The organism is Providencia rustigianii, assembly GCF_900637755.1.
GTDB lineage: Bacteria > Pseudomonadota > Gammaproteobacteria > Enterobacterales > Enterobacteriaceae > Providencia > Providencia rustigianii.
Window position 1 is genome coordinate 3,693,319 of record NZ_LR134396.1, and the last position, 21,266, is coordinate 3,714,584.

33 protein-coding genes and 1 rRNA gene are annotated in these 21,266 nt (G+C 42.8%); 6 read left to right on the forward strand and 28 right to left on the reverse strand.

Annotated elements, in window-relative coordinates; all coding sequences use genetic code 11:
- Window positions 1-34: 34 nt before the first annotated feature.
- Window positions 35-1,575: ribosomal RNA gene (locus EL244_RS16970) — 16S ribosomal RNA — on the reverse strand.
- 565 nt (window positions 1,576-2,140) lie between these two features.
- Between EL244_RS16970 and EL244_RS16975 the strand changes: the two genes are divergently transcribed.
- Window positions 2,141-2,686, forward strand: coding sequence for a gamma carbonic anhydrase family protein (locus tag EL244_RS16975; protein ID WP_126462475.1), 546 nt, complete (start codon window positions 2,141-2,143; stop codon window positions 2,684-2,686).
- On the opposite strand, the gene EL244_RS16980 is transcribed toward EL244_RS16975, so the two are convergent.
- Genes EL244_RS16980 through dprA form a run of 5 tightly spaced genes read right to left on the reverse strand, consistent with a single transcriptional unit; the run spans window position 2,662 to window position 5,979 of the window.
- Window positions 2,662-2,922 (reverse strand): DUF1488 family protein, encoded by a 261-nt coding sequence (locus tag EL244_RS16980; protein WP_006816308.1) that lies wholly within the window; start codon window positions 2,920-2,922, stop codon window positions 2,662-2,664. The two genes, EL244_RS16975 and EL244_RS16980, sit on opposite strands and share 25 nt — an antisense overlap.
- Window positions 2,922-3,737: a shikimate dehydrogenase gene (gene aroE / locus EL244_RS16985; RefSeq protein ID WP_126462478.1), complete on the reverse strand. Its 816-nt coding sequence runs from the start codon at window positions 3,735-3,737 to the stop codon at window positions 2,922-2,924. The genes EL244_RS16980 and aroE overlap by 1 nt, the downstream gene beginning before the upstream one ends.
- 6 nt (window positions 3,738-3,743) lie before the next feature.
- Window positions 3,744-4,313, reverse strand: a complete 570-nt coding sequence (gene tsaC / locus EL244_RS16990) for an L-threonylcarbamoyladenylate synthase type 1 TsaC (RefSeq protein ID WP_126462481.1) — start codon at window positions 4,311-4,313, stop codon at window positions 3,744-3,746.
- A gap of 13 nt (window positions 4,314-4,326) precedes the next feature.
- Window positions 4,327-4,866, reverse strand: coding sequence for a topoisomerase DNA-binding C4 zinc finger domain-containing protein (locus EL244_RS16995; protein WP_126462484.1), 540 nt, complete (start codon window positions 4,864-4,866; stop codon window positions 4,327-4,329).
- 33 nt (window positions 4,867-4,899) lie between these two features.
- Window positions 4,900-5,979 (reverse strand): DNA-processing protein DprA, encoded by a 1,080-nt coding sequence (gene dprA, locus EL244_RS17000; protein WP_126462487.1) that lies wholly within the window; start codon window positions 5,977-5,979, stop codon window positions 4,900-4,902.
- 130 nt (window positions 5,980-6,109) lie between these two features.
- Between dprA and def the strand changes: the two genes are divergently transcribed.
- The 5 genes from def (at window position 6,110) to mscL (ending at window position 10,905) form a co-directional block, all read left to right on the forward strand.
- Window positions 6,110-6,631, forward strand: coding sequence for a peptide deformylase (def, locus tag EL244_RS17005; RefSeq protein ID WP_126462490.1), 522 nt, complete (start codon window positions 6,110-6,112; stop codon window positions 6,629-6,631).
- Window positions 6,632-6,658: 27 nt separating this feature from the next.
- Window positions 6,659-7,606, forward strand: a complete 948-nt coding sequence (gene fmt / locus EL244_RS17010; RefSeq protein ID WP_126462493.1) for a methionyl-tRNA formyltransferase — start codon at window positions 6,659-6,661, stop codon at window positions 7,604-7,606.
- 74 nt (window positions 7,607-7,680) lie between these two features.
- Window positions 7,681-8,967: a 16S rRNA (cytosine(967)-C(5))-methyltransferase RsmB gene (gene rsmB, locus EL244_RS17015; protein WP_126462495.1), complete on the forward strand. Its 1,287-nt coding sequence runs from the start codon at window positions 7,681-7,683 to the stop codon at window positions 8,965-8,967.
- Window positions 8,968-9,000: 33 nt separating this feature from the next.
- On the forward strand, window positions 9,001-10,377 hold the full coding sequence (gene trkA, locus EL244_RS17020; RefSeq protein ID WP_126462500.1) for a Trk system potassium transporter TrkA: 1,377 nt from the start codon (window positions 9,001-9,003) through the stop codon (window positions 10,375-10,377).
- 114 nt (window positions 10,378-10,491) lie between these two features.
- Window positions 10,492-10,905: a large-conductance mechanosensitive channel protein MscL gene (gene mscL / locus EL244_RS17025; RefSeq protein ID WP_006816317.1), complete on the forward strand. Its 414-nt coding sequence runs from the start codon at window positions 10,492-10,494 to the stop codon at window positions 10,903-10,905.
- Here the strand turns inward: mscL and EL244_RS17030 are convergent, their stop codons facing one another.
- The 22 genes from EL244_RS17030 to rplP form a co-directional block, all read right to left on the reverse strand.
- The gene (locus EL244_RS17030) at window positions 10,906-11,106 is read right to left on the reverse strand and encodes an alternative ribosome-rescue factor A (protein ID WP_126462503.1); all 201 of its coding nucleotides are present in this window, start codon (window positions 11,104-11,106) and stop codon (window positions 10,906-10,908) included.
- A gap of 29 nt (window positions 11,107-11,135) precedes the next feature.
- Window positions 11,136-11,552, reverse strand: coding sequence for a Zn(2+)-responsive transcriptional regulator (gene zntR / locus EL244_RS17035; RefSeq protein WP_126462911.1), 417 nt, complete (start codon window positions 11,550-11,552; stop codon window positions 11,136-11,138).
- Between the two features lie 132 nt (window positions 11,553-11,684).
- The gene (gene rplQ / locus EL244_RS17040) at window positions 11,685-12,071 is read right to left on the reverse strand and encodes a 50S ribosomal protein L17 (RefSeq protein ID WP_004907152.1); all 387 of its coding nucleotides are present in this window, start codon (window positions 12,069-12,071) and stop codon (window positions 11,685-11,687) included.
- A gap of 37 nt (window positions 12,072-12,108) precedes the next feature.
- Window positions 12,109-13,098: a DNA-directed RNA polymerase subunit alpha gene (locus EL244_RS17045; RefSeq protein ID WP_006816321.1), complete on the reverse strand. Its 990-nt coding sequence runs from the start codon at window positions 13,096-13,098 to the stop codon at window positions 12,109-12,111.
- Between the two features lie 25 nt (window positions 13,099-13,123).
- A complete protein-coding gene (rpsD, locus tag EL244_RS17050) occupies window positions 13,124-13,744 on the reverse strand; it encodes a 30S ribosomal protein S4 (RefSeq protein ID WP_006816322.1) in 621 nt (206 codons plus the stop codon).
- A 37-nt stretch (window positions 13,745-13,781) separates the two neighbouring features.
- On the reverse strand, window positions 13,782-14,171 hold the full coding sequence (gene rpsK / locus EL244_RS17055; protein ID WP_004388621.1) for a 30S ribosomal protein S11: 390 nt from the start codon (window positions 14,169-14,171) through the stop codon (window positions 13,782-13,784).
- Window positions 14,172-14,187: 16 nt separating this feature from the next.
- Window positions 14,188-14,544, reverse strand: coding sequence for a 30S ribosomal protein S13 (rpsM, locus tag EL244_RS17060; protein WP_004907144.1), 357 nt, complete (start codon window positions 14,542-14,544; stop codon window positions 14,188-14,190).
- Window positions 14,545-14,688: 144 nt separating this feature from the next.
- Entirely contained in the window at window positions 14,689-14,805 is a 117-nt protein-coding gene (rpmJ, locus tag EL244_RS17065) for a 50S ribosomal protein L36 (RefSeq protein ID WP_006816323.1), read from the reverse strand.
- A gap of 45 nt (window positions 14,806-14,850) precedes the next feature.
- On the reverse strand, window positions 14,851-16,176 hold the full coding sequence (gene secY, locus EL244_RS17070; RefSeq protein ID WP_006816324.1) for a preprotein translocase subunit SecY: 1,326 nt from the start codon (window positions 16,174-16,176) through the stop codon (window positions 14,851-14,853).
- Window positions 16,177-16,183: 7 nt separating this feature from the next.
- Window positions 16,184-16,618: a 50S ribosomal protein L15 gene (gene rplO, locus EL244_RS17075; RefSeq protein ID WP_006816325.1), complete on the reverse strand. Its 435-nt coding sequence runs from the start codon at window positions 16,616-16,618 to the stop codon at window positions 16,184-16,186.
- A 3-nt stretch (window positions 16,619-16,621) separates the two neighbouring features.
- Window positions 16,622-16,801, reverse strand: a complete 180-nt coding sequence (gene rpmD / locus EL244_RS17080; protein WP_004265475.1) for a 50S ribosomal protein L30 — start codon at window positions 16,799-16,801, stop codon at window positions 16,622-16,624.
- 6 nt (window positions 16,802-16,807) lie between these two features.
- Window positions 16,808-17,308: a 30S ribosomal protein S5 gene (gene rpsE / locus EL244_RS17085; RefSeq protein WP_006657022.1), complete on the reverse strand. Its 501-nt coding sequence runs from the start codon at window positions 17,306-17,308 to the stop codon at window positions 16,808-16,810.
- A 14-nt stretch (window positions 17,309-17,322) separates the two neighbouring features.
- The gene (rplR, locus tag EL244_RS17090) at window positions 17,323-17,676 is read right to left on the reverse strand and encodes a 50S ribosomal protein L18 (RefSeq protein ID WP_006816326.1); all 354 of its coding nucleotides are present in this window, start codon (window positions 17,674-17,676) and stop codon (window positions 17,323-17,325) included.
- Window positions 17,677-17,685: 9 nt separating this feature from the next.
- Window positions 17,686-18,219, reverse strand: coding sequence for a 50S ribosomal protein L6 (rplF, locus tag EL244_RS17095; protein WP_006816327.1), 534 nt, complete (start codon window positions 18,217-18,219; stop codon window positions 17,686-17,688).
- Between the two features lie 14 nt (window positions 18,220-18,233).
- Window positions 18,234-18,626, reverse strand: a complete 393-nt coding sequence (gene rpsH / locus EL244_RS17100) for a 30S ribosomal protein S8 (RefSeq protein WP_004907134.1) — start codon at window positions 18,624-18,626, stop codon at window positions 18,234-18,236.
- Window positions 18,627-18,660: 34 nt separating this feature from the next.
- A complete protein-coding gene (rpsN, locus tag EL244_RS17105) occupies window positions 18,661-18,966 on the reverse strand; it encodes a 30S ribosomal protein S14 (RefSeq protein WP_004265458.1) in 306 nt (101 codons plus the stop codon).
- 12 nt (window positions 18,967-18,978) lie between these two features.
- Window positions 18,979-19,518, reverse strand: a complete 540-nt coding sequence (gene rplE, locus EL244_RS17110) for a 50S ribosomal protein L5 (protein WP_006816328.1) — start codon at window positions 19,516-19,518, stop codon at window positions 18,979-18,981.
- Window positions 19,519-19,533: 15 nt separating this feature from the next.
- On the reverse strand, window positions 19,534-19,848 hold the full coding sequence (rplX, locus tag EL244_RS17115; RefSeq protein ID WP_006816330.1) for a 50S ribosomal protein L24: 315 nt from the start codon (window positions 19,846-19,848) through the stop codon (window positions 19,534-19,536).
- Window positions 19,849-19,859: 11 nt separating this feature from the next.
- On the reverse strand, window positions 19,860-20,231 hold the full coding sequence (gene rplN / locus EL244_RS17120) for a 50S ribosomal protein L14 (protein WP_004265449.1): 372 nt from the start codon (window positions 20,229-20,231) through the stop codon (window positions 19,860-19,862).
- A 176-nt stretch (window positions 20,232-20,407) separates the two neighbouring features.
- The gene (gene rpsQ / locus EL244_RS17125) at window positions 20,408-20,662 is read right to left on the reverse strand and encodes a 30S ribosomal protein S17 (RefSeq protein ID WP_006657018.1); all 255 of its coding nucleotides are present in this window, start codon (window positions 20,660-20,662) and stop codon (window positions 20,408-20,410) included.
- Window positions 20,662-20,853: a 50S ribosomal protein L29 gene (rpmC, locus tag EL244_RS17130; RefSeq protein WP_006816331.1), complete on the reverse strand. Its 192-nt coding sequence runs from the start codon at window positions 20,851-20,853 to the stop codon at window positions 20,662-20,664. Before rpmC ends, rpsQ begins: the two co-directional genes overlap by 1 nt.
- Window positions 20,853-21,263: a 50S ribosomal protein L16 gene (gene rplP / locus EL244_RS17135; RefSeq protein ID WP_004926449.1), complete on the reverse strand. Its 411-nt coding sequence runs from the start codon at window positions 21,261-21,263 to the stop codon at window positions 20,853-20,855. The genes rpmC and rplP overlap by 1 nt, the downstream gene beginning before the upstream one ends.
- Between the last annotated feature and the right edge of the window lie 3 nt (window positions 21,264-21,266).

Sequence of the window (21,266 nt, forward strand, 5' to 3'; positions counted from 1 at the left end):
TCTGTGTGAGCACTTCACAAAAACACTTCAATGGTAAGGAGGTGATCCAACCGCAGGTTCCCCTACGGTTACCTTGTTACGACTTCACCCCAGTCATGAATCACAAAGTGGTAAGCGCCCTCCCGAAGGTTAAGCTACCTACTTCTTTTGCAACCCACTCCCATGGTGTGACGGGCGGTGTGTACAAGGCCCGGGAACGTATTCACCGTAGCATTCTGATCTACGATTACTAGCGATTCCGACTTCATGGAGTCGAGTTGCAGACTCCAATCCGGACTACGACGTACTTTATGAGTTCCGCTTGCTCTCGCGAGGTCGCTTCTCTTTGTATACGCCATTGTAGCACGTGTGTAGCCCTACTCGTAAGGGCCATGATGACTTGACGTCATCCCCACCTTCCTCCGGTTTATCACCGGCAGTCTCCTTTGAGTTCCCACCATTACGTGCTGGCAACAAAGGATAAGGGTTGCGCTCGTTGCGGGACTTAACCCAACATTTCACAACACGAGCTGACGACAGCCATGCAGCACCTGTCTCAGAGTTCCCGAAGGCACTAAAGCATCTCTGCTAAATTCTCTGGATGTCAAGAGTAGGTAAGGTTCTTCGCGTTGCATCGAATTAAACCACATGCTCCACCGCTTGTGCGGGCCCCCGTCAATTCATTTGAGTTTTAACCTTGCGGCCGTACTCCCCAGGCGGTCGATTTAACGCGTTAGCTCCGGAAGCCACTCCTCAAGGGAACAACCTCCAAATCGACATCGTTTACAGCGTGGACTACCAGGGTATCTAATCCTGTTTGCTCCCCACGCTTTCGCACCTGAGCGTCAGTCTTTGTCCAGGGGGCCGCCTTCGCCACCGGTATTCCTCCACATCTCTACGCATTTCACCGCTACACATGGAATTCTACCCCCCTCTACAAGACTCTAGCTGACCAGTCTTAGATGCCATTCCCAGGTTAAGCCCGGGGATTTCACATCTAACTTAATCAACCGCCTGCGTGCGCTTTACGCCCAGTAATTCCGATTAACGCTTGCACCCTCCGTATTACCGCGGCTGCTGGCACGGAGTTAGCCGGTGCTTCTTCTGTTGGTAACGTCAATCGTTGATGATATTAGCATCAACGCCTTCCTCCCAACTGAAAGTACTTTACAACCCTAAGGCCTTCTTCATACACGCGGCATGGCTGCATCAGGCTTGCGCCCATTGTGCAATATTCCCCACTGCTGCCTCCCGTAGGAGTCTGGGCCGTGTCTCAGTCCCAGTGTGGCTGATCATCCTCTCAGACCAGCTAGGGATCGTCGCCTTGGTGAGCCATTACCCCACCAACTAGCTAATCCCATATGGGTTCATCCGATAGCGCAAGGACCGAAGTTCCCCTGCTTTGCTCCTGAGAGATTATGCGGTATTAGCTACCGTTTCCAGTAGTTATCCCCCTCTATCGGGCAGATCCCCATACATTACTCACCCGTCCGCCGCTCGTCAGCGAGAAGCAAGCTTCCCCTGTTACCGCTCGACTTGCATGTGTTAGGCCTGCCGCCAGCGTTCAATCTGAGCCATGATCAAACTCTTCAATTAAAAGTGTCTGATGCTCAAAGAATGTTTACTGTCGTTTGATTTCCGAAGAAACCAAATTACCTATTAGTTCATATATATGAATTAACGTGTTAGTCACTCTTCAAGACTTTAAAATCAAATATTTTTTGATAGTGTCTTGTGAGTGCCCACACAGATTGTCTGATAAATTGTTAAAGAGCGGTGCGACTTAATCTTTCGATTTTCGACGTCTAGGTCGTTATCGCGAGGTGTTGTATACTACGTTTTTTATTTAGAAAGTCAAGTGATTATTTTCAACTATTTTCTTTCTCACCTCTGTTATCACGCGGGCTTCGAGGTTTTCTTCGAACCGGTTTATCGTGACAACGGATGCGCATTATAGGGAGCTCGAAAAATTACACAACCTTTTTTTTCAAAAAAAATACTGATTGAGGATAATTTCATCATTGTGCTTTTTTTACTATCACTATGATTATAAAAACGTCATCTTTTGTCTTATAATTCTATTTTTGTACTCTGCTCTTACTTCGCTAACTCTTAATTAAGAGCTTACCTTAATATCCACCTACGTTTTGTGGCCACACATATGAACACATTCTTAAGACCTTATTTAGATACGTACCCTACTGTAGCAGCGAATGTCTTTATTGATCCCTCTTCTGTTGTCATTGGTGACGTCCGATTAGCTGAAGATGTTAGCATCTGGCCTTTATCTGTTTTACGCGGCGATGTGAATTACATATCAATCGGAGCTCGAACTAATATTCAAGACGGTTCGATTCTCCATGTAACCCATAAATCGGCAACTAATCCCGAAGGGAATCCATTAATTATTGGAGATAATGTCACTGTTGGGCATAAAGTCATGCTACATGGGTGCACAATTGGTAATCGTGTTCTCGTGGGAATGGGGTCTATAGTAATTGATGGAGCGATTATTGAGGATGATGTTGTCATTGGTGCAAACAGTTTGGTCACACAAGGAAAACGGCTAGAGTCAGGCTACTTATATATGGGCAGTCCTGCTAAGCCAATTAGAAAACTTACAGAGTCAGAGCTTAATCACCTACGCTATTCAGCCAATAACTATGTTGAATGGAAAAATAATTATTTATCTTCTAATAATTCATAAAAGTTATTGCCATTATCAAGACCTTGTTCAATCAAGGTCTCAAACTCTTCTTCTATATCCCAGCGATAAGTCTGAAATAGCATTAAAGACGTTTCTTTATTGCCATAGCGATTAAATAATAAAGTATCCGATATGATACATTCAGCAAGCATGCCATTAACAAGAACAGGAAATCGTACTTTATTAAGTAAAGGATCCCATTCCTCTCTATCCGGAAATTGAATCGCTTGATTCATTACTTTAGCCCCTGTTTTAATAACTTCAATACAGGCTCAATTTCAGGGGTAACCCCATGCCATAACTTAAAAGAGAAAGCCGCTTGTCCTACCAACATCCCTAAGCCATCAGCTAATCTTTTAACTTTCCGTTGCTTTGCGAATGATAAAAAAGGCGTCAAGCCTCGTTGATAAAACATGTCATAGCAAGCAATCTGTTCATGAAATAATGCTGAACTTATTTGAGGAATTTCACCGTTTACCCCTGATGAGGTTGCATTGATAATCAAATCATATTCTGAAGATAAACACTCATCCATGGGTTTAGCCTTTATTTTTCCCGCTGATGAGAACAGATTAACTAACGTTTCTGCTTTAGAGAAAGTCCTATTCGTTAACGTAATATCACAACCAAATTCAAGCAGAGGCAATAAAGCCCCCCGAGTCGCACCACCCGCACCAATAATTAATGCCTTACTATTGGATGATATAAACTCTAATCGTTGCAAATCTAACAATAACCCAACTCCATCAGTGTTATCACCAAGTAAACGATTACCATCGAGCTTCATGATAGTATTTACAGCGCCACAAATTTGAGCTCTATCTGTTAATTCACTGACAAATTTAAAAGCCCTTTCTTTAAATGGCAATGTTATGTTTGCACCTTGTCCGCCCTGTTCAAAAAAAGCAGATAAACACGATTCAAAATCCTCAATAGGTGCAAGAATTCGATCGTATTTAAGCTCGACTCCTATTTGTTCCGCAAACATTTGATGTATTACCGGAGACTTACTGTGTTGAATTGGGTTTCCAAAGACTGCAAACATTTTCATTGATAATTATCCTTTGCGATATAATTGCCCAGTCATAGCATCTCTAATTTCTGATGGATTCAACCTTCCACCGACTTCGCCATCTAAAATGGGGATAGTATCTTGGAACTGTTCAACAACTTCTTCCGTAGTTCTGCATGGCTCTAAACCGCTTAGGTTGGCGCTTGTTGATACAATAGGTTTTCCATACTGGCTACATAACTCTTTCACTAACTCATGATTAGTGACACGTACCGCTAAAGTATCAAATTTACCCGTTAACCATTTTGGTGTTGTTTTTTTTGCGGGGACCACCCACGTAACCGGACCTGGCCAAGTAGCAAACATGGTTTGTCTCTGTTGATCTGTTAATTGGCTATCATCAACATAATTCTTTAATTGTTCGTAGCTATCAGCGATCAAAATAAGTCCTTTCTCCCATGGACGTTGCTTTAATTCGAGTAATTTATTCACCGCTGTCTCGCTGTCAGGATCACAACCGAGCCCAAAAACAGCTTCAGTTGGATAAGCAATGACTTGTTGTTGCTGGAGTGCATTAATAATATTTTTAATTGCAGGTGTAAATTGATTTTGCATAGTTTTTAACTCTTTATTCTTCTTGTGGCTTACCACAACGTTTGCTGGCACACAACAATCTTACTCCTTGTCCTACCCTTTTTTCCATAAGTAGTGGGTATTCACAAAACTGACATTCCCCAACCACAGGTTTATTATTAATAATAAATTGGCAGTTAGGGTAGTTATCACAAGCATAGAAAGTTTTGCCAAAACGGGATTTTCTTTGTAATAAATTACCTGTTTGGCATTGTGGGCATGGCACCTTAGTTTCGTCAGGTTTATCAATAAGCTCAGTATGCCCACACTCAGGATAATTACTACAACCTATAAACATGCCAAAGCGCCCCTGCTTTAATACTAAATTATGGTTACATATGGGGCAGCATTGACCTTCTAACACTTTTACAATATGACTTTCTATCACTGGTTTTAGCGGTCGAGTATAATGACATTGGGGGTATTCAGAACAAGCCAGAAATGGCCCATGAGTGCTATTGCGAATAACCAACAAAGAATCACATTCAGGACAATATTCATTTTTTTCAGTTTCAAAAGGCAATTGCTTCGACATATTTTATTTTAACTCACCTTAATTATTCAAAAACTAACTTACCCTGATATATCCACCAGCAGTGGACAAAATATCGCCACTAATTTCCAATTCTGTAAGTATTGAAATTACTCTAGAAATGGGTAACTGCAATTGATCTGCAATTACATCCACGGGAGTCACTTGATACCCCACCATACCCAAAATTCTATTTTCTGTCAGGTTAAACTCTGAGTTAGGTGTACTTTCTATTGATAATTCTGGCTGAATCCAATTTAGTGAACATTCTAAATGCAATAAAATATCATCAGGCTCAGATAATAAATAAGCACCTTGCTGCACCAACCAATGATTTCCACTAAATGCAGGATTCCCCAACGGGGCTGGTAGTGTGAATAAATCTCGATTTTGTTCAATAGCGTATCTTGCTGTAATTAATGAACCACTTTTCATTCCAGCCTCAATGACTACAACAGCTTTACTTAATCCACTAATAATACGATTTCGTCTAGGAAACTGCTTCGGTAGTGGAGGTGTATCAGGCAAATACTCCGAGACTAACAAGCCGTTTTCCTTAATTTCATCCGCTAAATTATAATGTTGCTTCGGGTAAACATTTGCTAACCCACTACCTAACACTGCCACTGTTTTACCGCCATGTTCTAATGCTGTTTTATGGCTTGCTCCATCAATGCCAAGTGCCAGCCCACTAGTTATAGTCAAACCATAGCTTATAAATTTTTTAACAAAGTTTTTAGTCCACGTTTTGCCATATTCGGTCATTTGGCGGCTACCAACGATAGCAATTTGGCGGTCTGATAATAATTCGCTATTACCTATCACAAATAATAACAATGGAGGGTTGTAAGTCTGCTTCAATAAAAAAGGATATTGGGGGGCTGAAACTGTAATCATTTGATTTTCTTTATTTTGCAACCACCGAGTCGTTATTTCTATTCTTTGCTGAGGAACATGAAGAAATTGCAATCTTTGCATTTCGTTTAAGCCACACTCTTTTAAAATTGAATGCGTCACTTTATTCCTTTGTTTTAAATACGAAATTATTTCTATTACTTTCTCTAAAGCAACCTTATTTACCAATGAAAGTCTTATCCATACTTCCTGTTCATTCATGTTGTCATCCTGACTATAAGTTAGCTCATCCCCTACGAACAAATCATCACCAATACTGTCAATATGATGGATAAATGTCTAGAATAGTCATTAATTACCTTTCAAATTTTGGAAACTACTCGAAAAATTTATGTCAGTATTAAACATATTACATTATCCAGACGAGCGTCTTCGTACGATTGCAAAACCAGTCGAAAAAGTTGATGCGTCCATTCAACGTATTGTCGATGATATGTTCGAAACAATGTATGACGAAGAAGGCATCGGGCTCGCAGCAACGCAAGTGGATATCCACCAGCGAATTATTGTTATCGATGTCTCAGAATCTCGGAGTGAGCGACTTGTTCTTATCAATCCAGAACTTCTTGATAAAAAAGGTGAAACAGGCATTGAAGAGGGCTGCCTATCCATCCCTGAACAACAAGGATTTGTCGCAAGAGCAGAGCAAGTGAAGGTTCGAGCCCTTAACTATAATGGTGAATTATTTGAGCTTGAAGCTGATGGTTTATTAGCCATCTGTATTCAACATGAAATGGACCATTTAGTTGGCAAACTATTTGTTGATTATCTATCTCCCTTGAAACGTCAGCGCATTCGCCAGAAAGTAGAAAAATTAGATAGACAGAGAGCTAAAGACGCTAAAAATCGCTAATTTTATGAATATAAACGGGGAAATAACGTGTCAGAATCATTAAAAATTATCTTTGCAGGTACACCAGATTTTGCAGCAAAACATTTAGCTGCCTTACTTGAAACCAAACATCAAATTGTTGGTGTACTCACTCGACATGATAAACCAGCGGGAAGAGGTAAAAAACTGACGCCAAGCCCAGTGAAAATTCTTGCTGAAGAGCACCATATACCCATATTTCAACCTGTCACTCTAAAAGATCCCAACAATCAGCAGTGGATCAAAGAACAAAATGCAGATCTCATGATTGTCGTCGCTTATGGTTTAATCCTGCCTCAAGCAGTTTTAGATATCCCTCGCCTTGGCTGCCTAAATGTTCATGGATCTTTATTACCACGTTGGCGTGGTGCGGCACCAATTCAACGTTCAATTTGGGCTGGAGACCATGAAACAGGTGTTACTATCATGCAAATGGATGCAGGTCTTGATACTGGGGATATGCTATATAAAGCTACTTGCCCTATCACTCCTGAAGATACAAGTGCTACATTATACGAAAAACTAGCAATTACGGGACCTCAAGCTCTTATACATACAGTTAACCTGTTATCTATTGGAAAATGCACTCCAGAAAAACAAGACGATACATTGGCTAACTATGCGGAAAAGCTGTCAAAAGAAGAAGCCCGTATTGATTGGCAACAATCGGCAAAACAAATTGAACGCTGTATTCGCGCTTTCAATCCTTGGCCTATGAGTTATTTCATGGTCCAAGAACAACTGATTAAAGTCTGGCAAGCCGAAGTTATTGATCAGGTGCATAACCATCTTCCGGGAACCATTATCAGTGCGGATAAAAAAGGTATCTGTGTAGCAACAGGAATGGGAATATTAAATATCACCCAATTGCAGCCTCCTGGTAAAAAAGCAATGAGCGTACAGGATATCCTCAATTCTCGCCGTGAATGGTTCATTCCAGAACAGATACTAGACTAAAATCTTAATAAAATTGCCTGCCAACATAAAGTCAGGCAATTTTATTTCAGTAACTAATAGACTCATCTTCACTTATGAAAAATAAATATAATTTACGTAGTATAGCAGCAACGGCCATTGGTCAGGTTCTCGATAAGGGGCAATCATTAAGTACTGTTTTGCCTGAATTACAACGTAATATCAATGAGAAAGACAAAGCATTGCTACAAGAAATTTGCTTTGGAGTTCTACGATATTTACCAAAACTCGAATGGTTTATCAGCCAATTAATGGAAAAACCGCTTACAGGTAAACAAAGAATATTACATTACCTAATCATGGTGGGCATTTATCAACTACTATACACCCGTATCCCTGCTCATGCTGCTTTAGCAGAAACCGTTGACGGTGCTGTTGCTCTGAAACGCCCACAATTGAAAGGGCTGATAAATGGTGTTTTACGTTCTTTCTTACGCCAACAAATACAATTAGAAGAGCGTAATCATAATAATAACAGCCAATACTTACATCCAAGCTGGTTATTAAAACGCTTACAAATTGCTTACCCCGATCAATGGCAAGATATTGTGGATGCGAATAACCAGCACCCACCAATGTGGCTAAGAGTAAACCCTCAACATAATACAACTGATCAATACTTAACCTTACTAGAACAAGCTGGGATTACTGCCCATTTACACCCAACTCATCCAAATGCTGTTCGCCTGGAAGATGCCACTTCGGTAAATAGGCTTCCAGGCTTTGATGAAGGTTGGTCGACTGTTCAAGATGTGTCAGCACAGGGTTGTGCAGAATTACTGTCTCCCGTAGATGGCGATAGTATTCTAGATTTATGTGCTGCACCTGGAGGGAAAACAACACATATATTGGAATTAGCCCCTAAAGCTCACGTTCTTGCTGTTGATATTGATGACTCTCGACTCAAGCGCGTGAAAGAAAATTTACAACGCCTCAAGCAACAAGCGATAGTTATACAAGGGGATGGAACTAAGCCCGAAGAGTGGGCTCATGGTCAACAATTTGACCGAATCCTATTGGATGCACCATGCTCAGCGACGGGAGTAATTCGACGTCATCCCGATATTAAATGGCTAAGACGTGATTCCGATATCAATGAATTATCACAGTTACAATTTCAAATATTAGAAGCTATATGGCCTTATTTGAAACCAGGTGGAACTCTAGTTTATGCCACATGCTCTATAATACCAGAAGAAAATAGTCTACAAATCCAACGTTTTCTTACTAAACATGTAGATGCGAGCATAACTGATGGCACCGAGTTTGGCTTGCAAATATTACCGAGTACCACTGGTGGTGATGGATTCTTCTACGCCCGATTACTCAAACAGGCACAATAGCATTTAATTGATTATCTGAGATAGGAAGATGCAATGAAAATCATTATTCTAGGTGCCGGGCAAGTGGGTGGCACCCTAGCTGAAAATTTAGTTGATGAGAACAATGATATTACCGTTGTTGACACTAATGCAGATCGCTTACGTCAACTCCAAGATCAGTTTGATCTAAGAGTTGTTAATGGCCATGGCTCTCACCCTCGCGTATTACGAGATGCAGGAGCTGAAGATGCCGATATGTTAGTTGCAGTGACTAACTCAGATGAAACAAATATGGTTGCATGTCAAATTGCATATAGCCTATTTAATACCCCAAACAAAATTGCCCGCATTCGAGCCACGGAGTACATCCGTGAAGCAGATAAGCTTTTTGCTGCAGAGCAAATCCCTATTGATTATTTAATATCTCCAGAACAACTAGTTATCGAATATATCTATAAGCTTATTCAGTACCCAGGTGCTCTACAAGTTGTAAATTTTGCAGAGGGAAAAGTCAGCATTGTCGCAGTAAAAGCTTATTACGGCGGTTCATTAGTTGGAAATGCTCTTTCAAGTTTACGTGAGCACATGCCTCATATTGATACGCGAGTCGTCGCAATATTCCGTCAAGACCGGCCAATCAGACCTCAAGGTTCAACGATTATTGAAGCTGGAGATGAGGTATTTTTTGTCGCCTCAACTCAGCATATCCGCGCTGTTATGAGTGAACTTCAAAGATTAGAAAAACCTTATAAACGATTGATGATTGTCGGTGGAGGTAACGTTGGTGCCGGCTTAGCGAAGCGATTAGAAAAAGACTATAGCGTTAAGCTCATTGAGCGAAATCAGCAAAGAGCAACTGAACTAGCAGAATTACTTCACGATACTATCGTTTTCTATGGTGATGCCTCAGACCAGGAATTATTAACTGAGGAACATATTGAGCAAATGGACGTTTTTATTGCTCTTACTAATGATGATGAAGCAAATATTATGTCTGCGATGTTAGCTAAAAAAATGGGTGCAAAAAAAGCCATGGTTCTAATTCAACGTTCAGCTTACGTTGAATTAGTTCAAGGTGGCGTTATCGATATTGCAGTATCACCTCAGCAAGCAACAATATCTGCATTACTTGGTCATGTCAGAAAAGCCGATATTGTTAGTGTTTCTTCATTACGTCGAGGTGTTGCAGAAGCAATCGAGGCGATTGCTCATGGAGATGAAAATACATCTAAAGTCGTTGGTAAAAAAATTTCTGATATTAAGCTTCCTCCTGGCACAATTATTGGTGCAATTGTGCGCGAAGAAGAAGTCATCATTGCCAGCGATTACAATATTATTGAGCAAGGTGATCACGTGATTATGTTCATCACTGATAAAAAGTATGTACCTGATGTTGAAAAATTATTCCAACCTAGCCCATTCTTTTTATAATCATCTAAAATTAATAGTAAAAATTTGCAGGTTAAGATTTTTAGATACTATAATTTGTTATGTAAATATACAGGTCATAAATACTTGGTCAATTATTAAGGGAAGGGGTCATACATGAGTTTTTTAAAAGAGTTCCGCGAGTTTGCCATGAAAGGCAATGTGGTAGATATGGCTGTGGGTATAATCATCGGTGCTGCATTTGGTAAAATTGTTTCATCATTAGTTGCTGACGTGATTATGCCACCACTCGGATTGCTCATTGGAGGGGTAGATTTTAAACAATTCAGTATTGTGCTTAGAGAAGCACAAGATGGTATCCCTGCAGTTGTCATGAATTATGGTATGTTTATTCAAACTATTTTTGATTTCGTGATTGTAGCTTTTGCTATTTTTATGGCGATTAAAGTTATGAATAAGGTACGTCGTGAAAAAGAAGAGACTACTCCATCGGAGCCTGCAGCACCGTCAACAGAAGAAGTTTTATTGACTCAAATTCGTGATCTATTAAAAGAACAGAATAAAAAATAACTAAAAAACCAGTGGTAATATGTTTATTAACCCATTACCACTGGCCTCCCAGTTACTGGTTTTACAATTTTTCCCTTTTCTAATGTAGCTTCCCTTACCTTTTTTGTTTTTCTCAATACGCTGACGAAACAATGGGTCATGTAATAATGCTTCAAGTGCATTATCTTTAATTTCACCGCGCTTATGCTGATATTTACTCATAATATTACCTTCATAATAATTACATTTAGCTAATAAATTTTTGATGCACCTTTCTCTAAAATTTCCATAATCGAACAATATGTTGATGCATGCTCATCACCACAACATGCTGAGCTCAACATTTTTAATGAGTCTCGCATTATGATCAATTCTTGAATCTTCCTTTCAACCTCAAGAAGTCTAATATCCACAATATTCTTTGATTCCTGACAGGTATGATGCTCAGGATCAACTCGAATTGATAATAATTCGGTAATAGCTTCTAAAGTAAAACCAAGCTGCTTAGCATAACGAATAAAACGTAGCCGTTGTAAATCATGCTCGGTAAATAATCGATATCCACCTTCAGTTCTTACTTTATGCCCCATCAGTCCCTGTTTTTCATAAAAACGAATGGTATCTGGGGTCACATCTGCAAGTTTAGCTATTTGACCTATCTTATACATGCTCATAAAGCTCTACCTATAAATATGGATCGAAATAGGAAATTCAAGGAAAAAGAGTCAAACAGAAAGGATAGAATAGCAGGTACAAAAAAACCGGGCAATACGCCCGGTTTTCTTGAAAGCAATTACAGATTACTCTGCAGCCGCTTCTTGAGACTCAACAGCACGGTCAACAAGCTCGATGTAAGCCATCGGAGCGTTGTCGCCTGTACGGTAACCACACTTAAGAATACGAGTGTAACCACCTGCACGAGCTGCGAAACGAGGTCCCAGTTCATTAAATAGTTTTGCAACGATCTCGTTATCACGAGTACGTGCGAATGCCAGACGACGATTAGCTACGCTGTCGGTCTTGGCAAGAGTAATCAGCGGCTCAACGACGCGACGCAGTTCTTTCGCTTTAGGCAGAGTCGTCTTGATGATTTCATGACGAACTAAAGAACCTGCCATGTTACGGAACATAGCTTGGCGGTGGCTGCTGTTGCGGTTCAATTGACGACCACTCTTACGATGGCGCATGACCTTATCCTTCTCAGTAAAACCTTAACCTGTGATCCTAATCATCAGCAATACTTGCTGGTGGCCAATTTTCTAAGCGCATACCTAGAGAAAGGCCACGAGATGCCAAGACGTCCTTAATTTCAGTAAGAGACTTCTTACCGAGGTTAGGCGTTTTCAGCAACTCAACTTCTGTACGCTGTACCAGATCACCGATGTAGTGGATAGCTTCTGCTTTGAGGCAGTTAGCAGAGCGGACAGTCAATTCCAGATCGTCAACTGGGCGCAGTAAGATAGGATCGAATTCTGGTTTCTCTTCTTTAACTTCTGGCTGACGTACATCACGTAAGTCAACAAAAGCTTCAAGTTGTTCAGCCAGGATGGTAGCTGCACGGCGAATTGCCTCTTCAGGATCAATTGTACCGTTAGTTTCCATTTCAATTACTAACTTATCCAAATCCGTACGTTGCTCAACACGAGCTGCTTCAACATTGTAGGCAATACGCTCTACAGGGCTATAGCAAGCATCGACTAACAAACGACCGATTGGGCGCTCATCTTCTTCCGAATGAACTCGGGCAGAAGCCGGCACATAACCACGACCACGCTGAACTTTAATACGCATATTTACAGATGCGTTTTCGTCAGTGAGGTGGCAGATAACATGCTGTGGCTTGACGATTTCGACATCACCATCATGGATGATGTCGGCTGCAGTCACAGGGCCAATGCCAGATTTATTCAAGGTTAAAATAACTTCATCTTTCCCCTGAACTTTTACCGCCAGCCCTTTCAGGTTGAGGAGAATCTCCAGGATATCTTCCTGTACACCTTCTTTGGTGCTGTACTCATGCAGTACACCATCAATCTCAACCTCTGTCACCGCACAACCCGGCATAGACGAAAGCAGAATACGGCGCAGTGCGTTACCTAGAGTGTGGCCGAAGCCGCGCTCTAAAGGCTCAAGGGTCACCTTAGCGTGCGTCGAACTGACTTGCTCGATATCTACCAGGCGCGGTTTTAGAAACTCTGTCACAGAACCCTGCATTGTGTCCTCTCTTTGGTGCTAAGCTTTACTTGGAGTAAAGCTCGACGATCAGGTGTTCGTTAATGTCCGCAGACAAGTCAGTACGTTCAGGCATACGCTTGAACACACCTTCCATTTTAGCAGCATCAACTTCCAGCCAAGTTGGCTTCTCACGCTGTTCAGCCAGCTCTAAAGCAGCCTTGATACGAGACTGTTTTTTAGCTTTCTCACGAACGCTGATAACGTCATTCGGGGAAACCTGATAAGAAGCGATATTGACTACGCGACCATTTACCATGATAGCTTTATGGCTAACCATTTGACGTGCTTCTGCGCGAGTTGCGCCAAAGCCCATACGGTAAACGACGTTATCAAGACGACCTTCCAGCAGAGTCAGCAGGTTTTCACCTGTGTTTCCTTTCAGGCGTGTTGCTTCTTTATAATAGTTACGGAATTGACGTTCCAGAACACCGTAAATACGACGAACTTTTTGTTTTTCACGTAACTGAACACCATAGTCAGACAGACGCGGTTTACGCGCTCCGTGCTGGCCAGGTGCCTGTTCTAATTTACACTTGGTGTCAATCGCGCGAACACCAGACTTCAGGAAGAGGTCTGTTCCTTCGCGACGGCTCAGCTTGAGCTTAGGACCCAAATATCTAGCCATTTTCTTTCTCCAACAGTCCTAAAAAAAACGATACGTATTAAACGCGACGTTTTTTCGGTGGGCGACAACCGTTATGAGGGATAGGAGTCACATCAGTAATATTAGTGATGCGAAAACCAGCGGCGTTCAGAGCACGAATTGTTGATTCGCGACCCGGACCCGGTCCCTTAACCATAACTTCCAGGTTTTTGATTCCGTATTCTTTCACAGCTTCTGCGCAACGCTCTGCTGCAACCTGAGCTGCGAACGGAGTAGATTTGCGAGAACCACGGAAACCGGAACCACCGGCAGTTGCCCAACCTAATGCGTTACCCTGACGGTCAGTAATGGTAACGATTGTGTTGTTGAAAGAAGCATGGATATGAGCCACACCGTCTGAGACTTGTTTTCTTACACGCTTACGTGCACGAACTGGTGCTTTTGCCATTATTCAATACCCCGACTTATTTCTTGATCGGCTTACGCGGACCCTTGCGGGTACGAGCGTTAGTCTTAGTACGCTGTCCGCGCACAGGAAGACCACGACGATGACGTAAACCACGGTAACATCCAAGGTCCATCAGACGCTTGATGCTCAGGGTAATTTCACGACGTAAGTCACCTTCTACAACGTATTTAGCAACTTCGTCACGCAGCTTGTCGATTTGTTCTTCAGACAGCTCACTGATCTTAACATTTTCAGCAATACCAGTTGCTTCACAGATAGCCTGTGAACGAGTTTTGCCGATGCCGAAAATCGATGTTAAAGCGATTACGGTATGTTTATGATCAGGAATGTTAATGCCTGCTATACGGGCCACTATGCACTCCTAAGTTAAAATATACATTACTATGCTGAAAAGCCCGTTTTCAGGATACTCAAATAATAATGTATCTTAGATAAAAAGATTGGCTGGCTAATTTAGCCAGCTCAACCCAACTTTGCAAGAAAAAAATGCTTTTTCTTAGCCTTGACGTTGTTTATGTCTTGGCTCAACACTGCAAATCACACGAACGCTACCATGGCGACGAATAATTTTGCAGTTACGGCATAATTTCTTGACGGAAGCACGAACTTTCATTTTTACTCTCCGTAACTTCTAAGCAAACCATAATCACGAAAATGACTATTTACCTTTTAGATTTGCTTTTTTCAATGCAGACTCATACTGACTTGACATCATTAGAGTTTGCACTTGAGCCATAAAGTCCATGATAACGACAACCACGATTAAGAGGGAAGTACCACCAAAGTAAAAAGGTACTTTCATTGCGTCACGCATGAACTCCGGGATTAGGCAGATAAAGGTAATATAAAGAGCACCAACCAATGTCAGTCGGGTCATTACCTTATCGATGTACTTGGCCGTTTGCTCTCCCGGACGAATTCCTGGTACAAATGCACCGGACTTCTTCAGGTTATCTGCTGTTTCTCTTGGGTTGAAAACCAACGCAGTATAGAAGAAACAGAAGAAGATGATCGCAGATGCATAAAGTAATACATATAACGGTTGTCCAGGCTGCAGATACATAGATACTGTAGTCAGCCAGTCCCAGCCAGTTCCATCGCCAAACCAAGATGCTATTGTACCCGGGAATAGTATGATACTGGAAGCGAAAATTGCAGGAATTACACCCGCCATATTCACTTTCAACGGTAAATGTGTACTTTGTGCTGCGTAAACACGGCGACCTTGCTGACGTTTGGCATAGTTTACAACAATACGACGTTGACCACGTTCCATAAATACAACAAAGAAAGTAACCGCGAATACTAATACCGCAACCAACAGCAACAGGAGGAAGTGCAGATCGCCTTGCCGAGCTTGCTCGATGGTATGGCCAATAGCCGGCGGTAGACCCGCAACAATACCAGCGAAGATAATTATTGAAATACCGTTTCCGATACCTCTTTCAGTTATCTGCTCACCTAACCACATAAGGAACATAGTTCCTGTGACTAAGCTAACAACTGCCGTGAAGTAGAATGGGAGACCTGGATCAATAACTAATCCTTGCATCCCTGGCATATTCGGTAGACCCATTGCAATACCAATAGATTGAAATATTGCTAATACCAGAGTACCCCAGCGAGTATATTGGCTTATCTTCCGACGACCTGCTTCTCCTTCCTTCTTGATCTCTGCTAATCGTGGATTAACCACAGATAATAACTGGACAATAATCGATGCCGAAATATACGGCATGATACCCAGAGCAAAGATAGAAGCACGGCTGAGAGCACCACCAGAGAACATGTTAAACATTTCAATGATGGTGCCTTGTTGCTGTTCGAGCAATTTGGCAAGCACAGTGGCATCAATACCAGGGATTGGAATAAAAGAACCAATTCGGAAAACAATTAGCGCCCCTATTACAAACAAAAGTCTGCGTTTCAGTTCGCCAGCTCCACCTTTGGCACTTTGGAAATCTAATCCTGGTTGTTTAGCCATCTGTCACTTATTCCTCAATTTTACCGCCGGCAGCTTCGATTGCAGCGCGAGCACCTTTAGTAACACGAAGACCACGTACAGTAACTGCACGATTTACTTCGCCAGAAAGAATAACTTTTGCGTATTCAATCTGGATGTCAATAACGTTCGCGGCTTTCAGTGCGTTCAGATCAATAACATCGCCTTCAACAGCAGCAAAATCAGAGAGACGAATCTCTGCAGTGATCATTGCTTTACGTGAAGTAAAACCGAATTTCGGTAAACGACGGTATAAAGGCATCTGGCCACCTTCAAAACCACGACGTACGCCACCGCCAGAACGAGATTTCTGACCCTTGTGACCACGGCCGCCGGTTTTACCGAGACCAGAACCGATACCACGACCTACGCGTTTAGGCGCGTGCTTGGCACCTTCAGCCGGAGACAGAGTATTTAAACGCATCTCTTACTCCTCAACTTTAACCATGTAGGAAACCAAGTTGACCATACCACGAACTGCAGGAGTATCCTCGCGCTCTACTGTATGACCAATGCGACGCAGACCTAAACCGACCAGTGTTGCCTTATGCTTAGGCAGACGACCGATTGAACTGCGAACTTGTGTAATTTTAATAGTCTTAGCCATGGCTGATTACCCCAGAATTTCTTCGACGGATTTTCCACGCTTAGCTGCGACCATTTCTGGAGACTTCATGCTGTCTAAAGCATCCAGTGTTGCACGAACCACGTTGATTGGGTTTGTGGAACCATAGGTTTTAGCCAGTACGTTTCGAACTCCAGCTACCTCTAAAACAGCACGCATTGCACCACCTGCAATGATACCTGTACCTTCGTGAGCAGGCTGCATAAACACACGAGAACCTGTGTGAGTACCTTTCACTGGGTGGAATAATGTGCCGTTGTTTAGAGCAACGGTTTTCATACTGCGACGGGCTTTTTCCATCGCTTTCTGGATTGCTGCCGGAACTTCGCGCGCTTTGCCGTAACCAAAACCAACGCGACCGTTACCATCACCAACTACAGTCAGTGCGGTAAAGCTGAAAATACGGCCACCTTTAACGGTTTTAGCTACGCGGTTTACCGCGATCAGCTTTTCCTGCAGTTCGCCAGCTTGTTTTTCGATGTGAGACATCTTACACCTCTACCTTAGAACTGAAGGCCAGCTTCACGGGCAGCATCTGCCAGTGCCTGGACTCTACCATGATATTGGAAACCAGAACGGTCAAAAGCAACAACAGTGATGCCTTTTTCCAGTGCACGCTCAGCAATTAATTTACCAACTGCTGCTGCTGCATCTTTGTTTCCAGTGAATTTCACTTGCTCATTGATAGCTTTTTCTGTTGTAGAAGCGGCAACCAATGTTTCAGAACCGTTAGGTGCAATAACCTGCGCATAAATATGGCGTGGAGTACGATGTACCACCAGGCGAGTCGCACCCAACTCTTGGATCTTGCGGCGTGCGCGGGTCGCACGACGGATACGAGCTGCTTTCTTATCCATAGTGTTACCTTACTTCTTCTTAGCCTCTTTAGTACGCACGATTTCATCGGCGTAACGAACACCCTTGCCTTTATAAGGCTCAGGACGACGGTAAGCACGCAATTCTGCCGCGACTTGACCAATCACTTGCTTATCCGCACCTTTCAGTACGATTTCAGTTTGTGTTGGACATTCAGCAGTAATGCCTGCTGGCAGTGCGTGTTCAACCGGATGCGAGAAACCTAAAGACAAGCTTACTGCATTGCCTTTGATTGCTGCACGGTAACCAACACCGACCAGTTGAAGCTTTTTAGTGAAGCCTTCGGTAACACCGATAACCATAGCATTCAGCAGTGAGCGAGAAGTACCCGCTTGTGCCCATGCATCTGCAAAACCTTCGCGTGGACCGAAAGTTAAGTGGCCATCTTCATGTTTAACTTCAACTGCATTATGGATAGTACGAGTAAGCTCGCCGTTTTTACCCTTGATCGAAATAACCTGACCGTTGAGTTTTACCTCTACGCCGGCAGGAATGACGACGGGTGCTTTTGCCACACGAGACATTCTTTCCTCCCGAATTAAGCTACGTAGCAGAGAATCTCGCCACCAAGACCAGCTTGGCGAGCTGCACGATCAGTCATGACACCTTTAGAGGTAGAAACAACAGCGATACCTAAGCCAGCCATAACTTGTGGCAGCTCATCTTTTTTCTTATAGATGCGCAGACTTGGGCGGCTTACACGCTGGATGCTTTCTACGACAGCCTTACCTTGGAAATAACGTAAAGTCAGTTCCAGTTCTGGCTTGATGTCGCCTTCAATTTTAAAATCTTCAATATAGCCTTCTTCCTTCAGCACTTTGGCAATCGCCACTTTCAGCTTGGAGGAAGGCATGGTGACCGCAACTTTATTCGCGGCCTGACCGTTACGGATACGGGTCAGCATATCCGCGATGGGATCTTGCATGCTCATCTGTCTTTACTCCCGTGATTCAATATGGTGACAATTACCAACTAGCCTTTTTAAGGCCCGGGATTTCACCGCGCATAGCGGCTTCACGGACTTTAATACGGCTCAGACCAAATTTCCGCAGAAAACCATGCGGACGCCCAGTTTGACGGCAGCGGTTACGCTGACGAGAAGGACTTGAATCACGTGGCAGTGTTTGCAGCTTGAGAACAGCGTCCCAGCGATCTTCATCAGATGCTTTAACATCAGAGATGATAGCTTTCAGTTCTACGCGTTTCGCGAAGAATTTCTCAGCTAATTTAGCACGCTTAACATCACGCGCTTTCATAGATTTCTTAGCCATGAGTACCCTGCCTTACTTGCGGAACGGGAAGTTGAACGCTGCTAATAGTGCGCGACCTTCGTCATCTGATTTCGCAGTAGTGGTGATAGTAATATCTAAACCACGTACACGATCCACTTTATCGTAATCGATTTCAGGGAAGATGATTTGTTCACGTACACCCATGCTGTAGTTACCACGACCATCGAAAGACTTAGCAGGCAAGCCGCGGAAGTCACGAATACGTGGAACAGCAATAGAAATCAGTCGCTCGAGGAACTCCCACATGCGTTCGCCACGCAGAGTTACTTTACAGCCGATTGGATAGCCCTGACGGATTTTGAAGCCTGCAACAGATTTGCGTGCTTTGGTGATCAGTGGTTTTTGACCAGAGATTGCTGTTAAGTCAGCTGCTGCATTATCCAGCAGTTTTTTATCAGCGATCGCTTCACCAACACCCATATTCAGGGTGATCTTCTCGACCCGAGGGACTTGCATGACAGAAGTGTAGTTAAACTCAGTCATGAGCTTATTAACTACTTCGTCTTTATAGTAATCATGCAGTTTCGCCATCGTATACTCCAAAAATTACTTGATAGTTTCACTGTTAGATTTAAAGAAACGGACTTTTTTCCCGTCTTCAAATCTAAAGCCTACACGGTCAGCCTTACCAGTTGCCGTGTTAAAGATTGCAACGTTAGAAACTTGAATAGCCGCTTCTTTTTCAACGATGCCACCTGGTTGATTCAGAGCCGGTACAGGCTTCTGATGTTTTTTAACCAGATTGATACCTTCAACAATAACTTTACTAGAAGAAATAACCTGTTTTACTTTACCGCGCTTACCTTTGTCTTTCCCAGTTAGCACGATAACTTCGTCATCACGACGGATTTTCGCTGCCATAGTTTCGCTCCTTAGAGTACTTCAGGTGCCAGAGAGATAATTTTCATAAACTTCTCGTTACGAAGTTCACGAGTTACCGGCCCAAAAATACGCGTACCGATTACTTGCTCGCTGTTATTATTTAATAACACACAAGCATTACCATCGAAGCGAATGACAGAACCGTCAGGGCGACGTACACCCTTCTTGGTGCGCACCACTACCGCTTTCAGGACATCACCCTTTTTAACTTTACCGCGTGGAATTGCTTCTTTGACAGTAATTTTAATGATGTCGCCTACATGTGCATAGCGACGGTGCGAGCCACCTAGAACCTTGATACACATTACGCGACGTGCACCGGAGTTGTCGGCCACGTTCAGCATAGTCTGTTCTTGGATCATTTTAGTGCTCCGCTAAATGTCAACTACTACTGAGCCACCTCATTATGAAGAGGCCGTTCAAATATACCCATACTACGAGGGCGCGGCATTATAACACCACATCTTCGTGTTGGACAGAAAAAAATAAACGGCCCGAACAAAAAGAGCCGTTTATTTATCACGAAAAATCTATTCTATTACAGAACAGCTTTTTCTACAACGCGAACTAAGGCCCAAGACTTAGTCTTAGACAGTGGACGAGTTTCGCGGATTTCTACCACGTCACCAATTCCACATTCATTGTTCTCGTCATGTACGTGCAATTTAGTCGTACGACGGATGAATTTACCATACAGAGGGTGTTTCACCATACGCTCGATAGCAACAACAATAGATTTCTCCATTTTGTCACTAACTACACGACCTTGCAGAGTACGGATTTTATCGTTCATTACGCACCTGCCTTCTCAGTTAGTAAAGTCTTCACACGTGCGATATCACGACGCACTTGTTTCATTAGATGAGACTGTTGCAGCTGACCACTTGCAACTTGCATACGTAAATTAAATTGTTCACGTAACAGGTTCAAAAGTTCAGCGTTCAGCTCTTCTACGCTTTTTTCGCGCAGCTCTTGTGCTTTCATTACATCACCGTCTTAGTTACAAAGGTGGTTTTGATAGGCAGTTTCGCTGCTGCCAGAGAGAATGCTTCACGAGCCAGCTCTTCAGGCACACCGTCCATTTCATACAGGACTTTACCAGGCTGAATTAAGGCAACCCAATATTCTACGTTACCTTTACCTTTACCCATACGAACTTCGAGTGGCTTTTCAGTGATTGGCTTGTCTGGGAATACTCGGATCCAGATTTTACCTTGACGCTTAACAGCACGGGTCATAGCACGACGTGCCGCTTCGATCTGACGTGCAGTCAGACGACCACGGCCAACAGCTTTAAGACCGAAAGTGCCGAAGCTAACATCCGTACCTTGCGCCAGACCACGGTTGCGGCCTTTATGCACCTTACGGAATTTTGTACGCTTTGGTTGTAACATAGC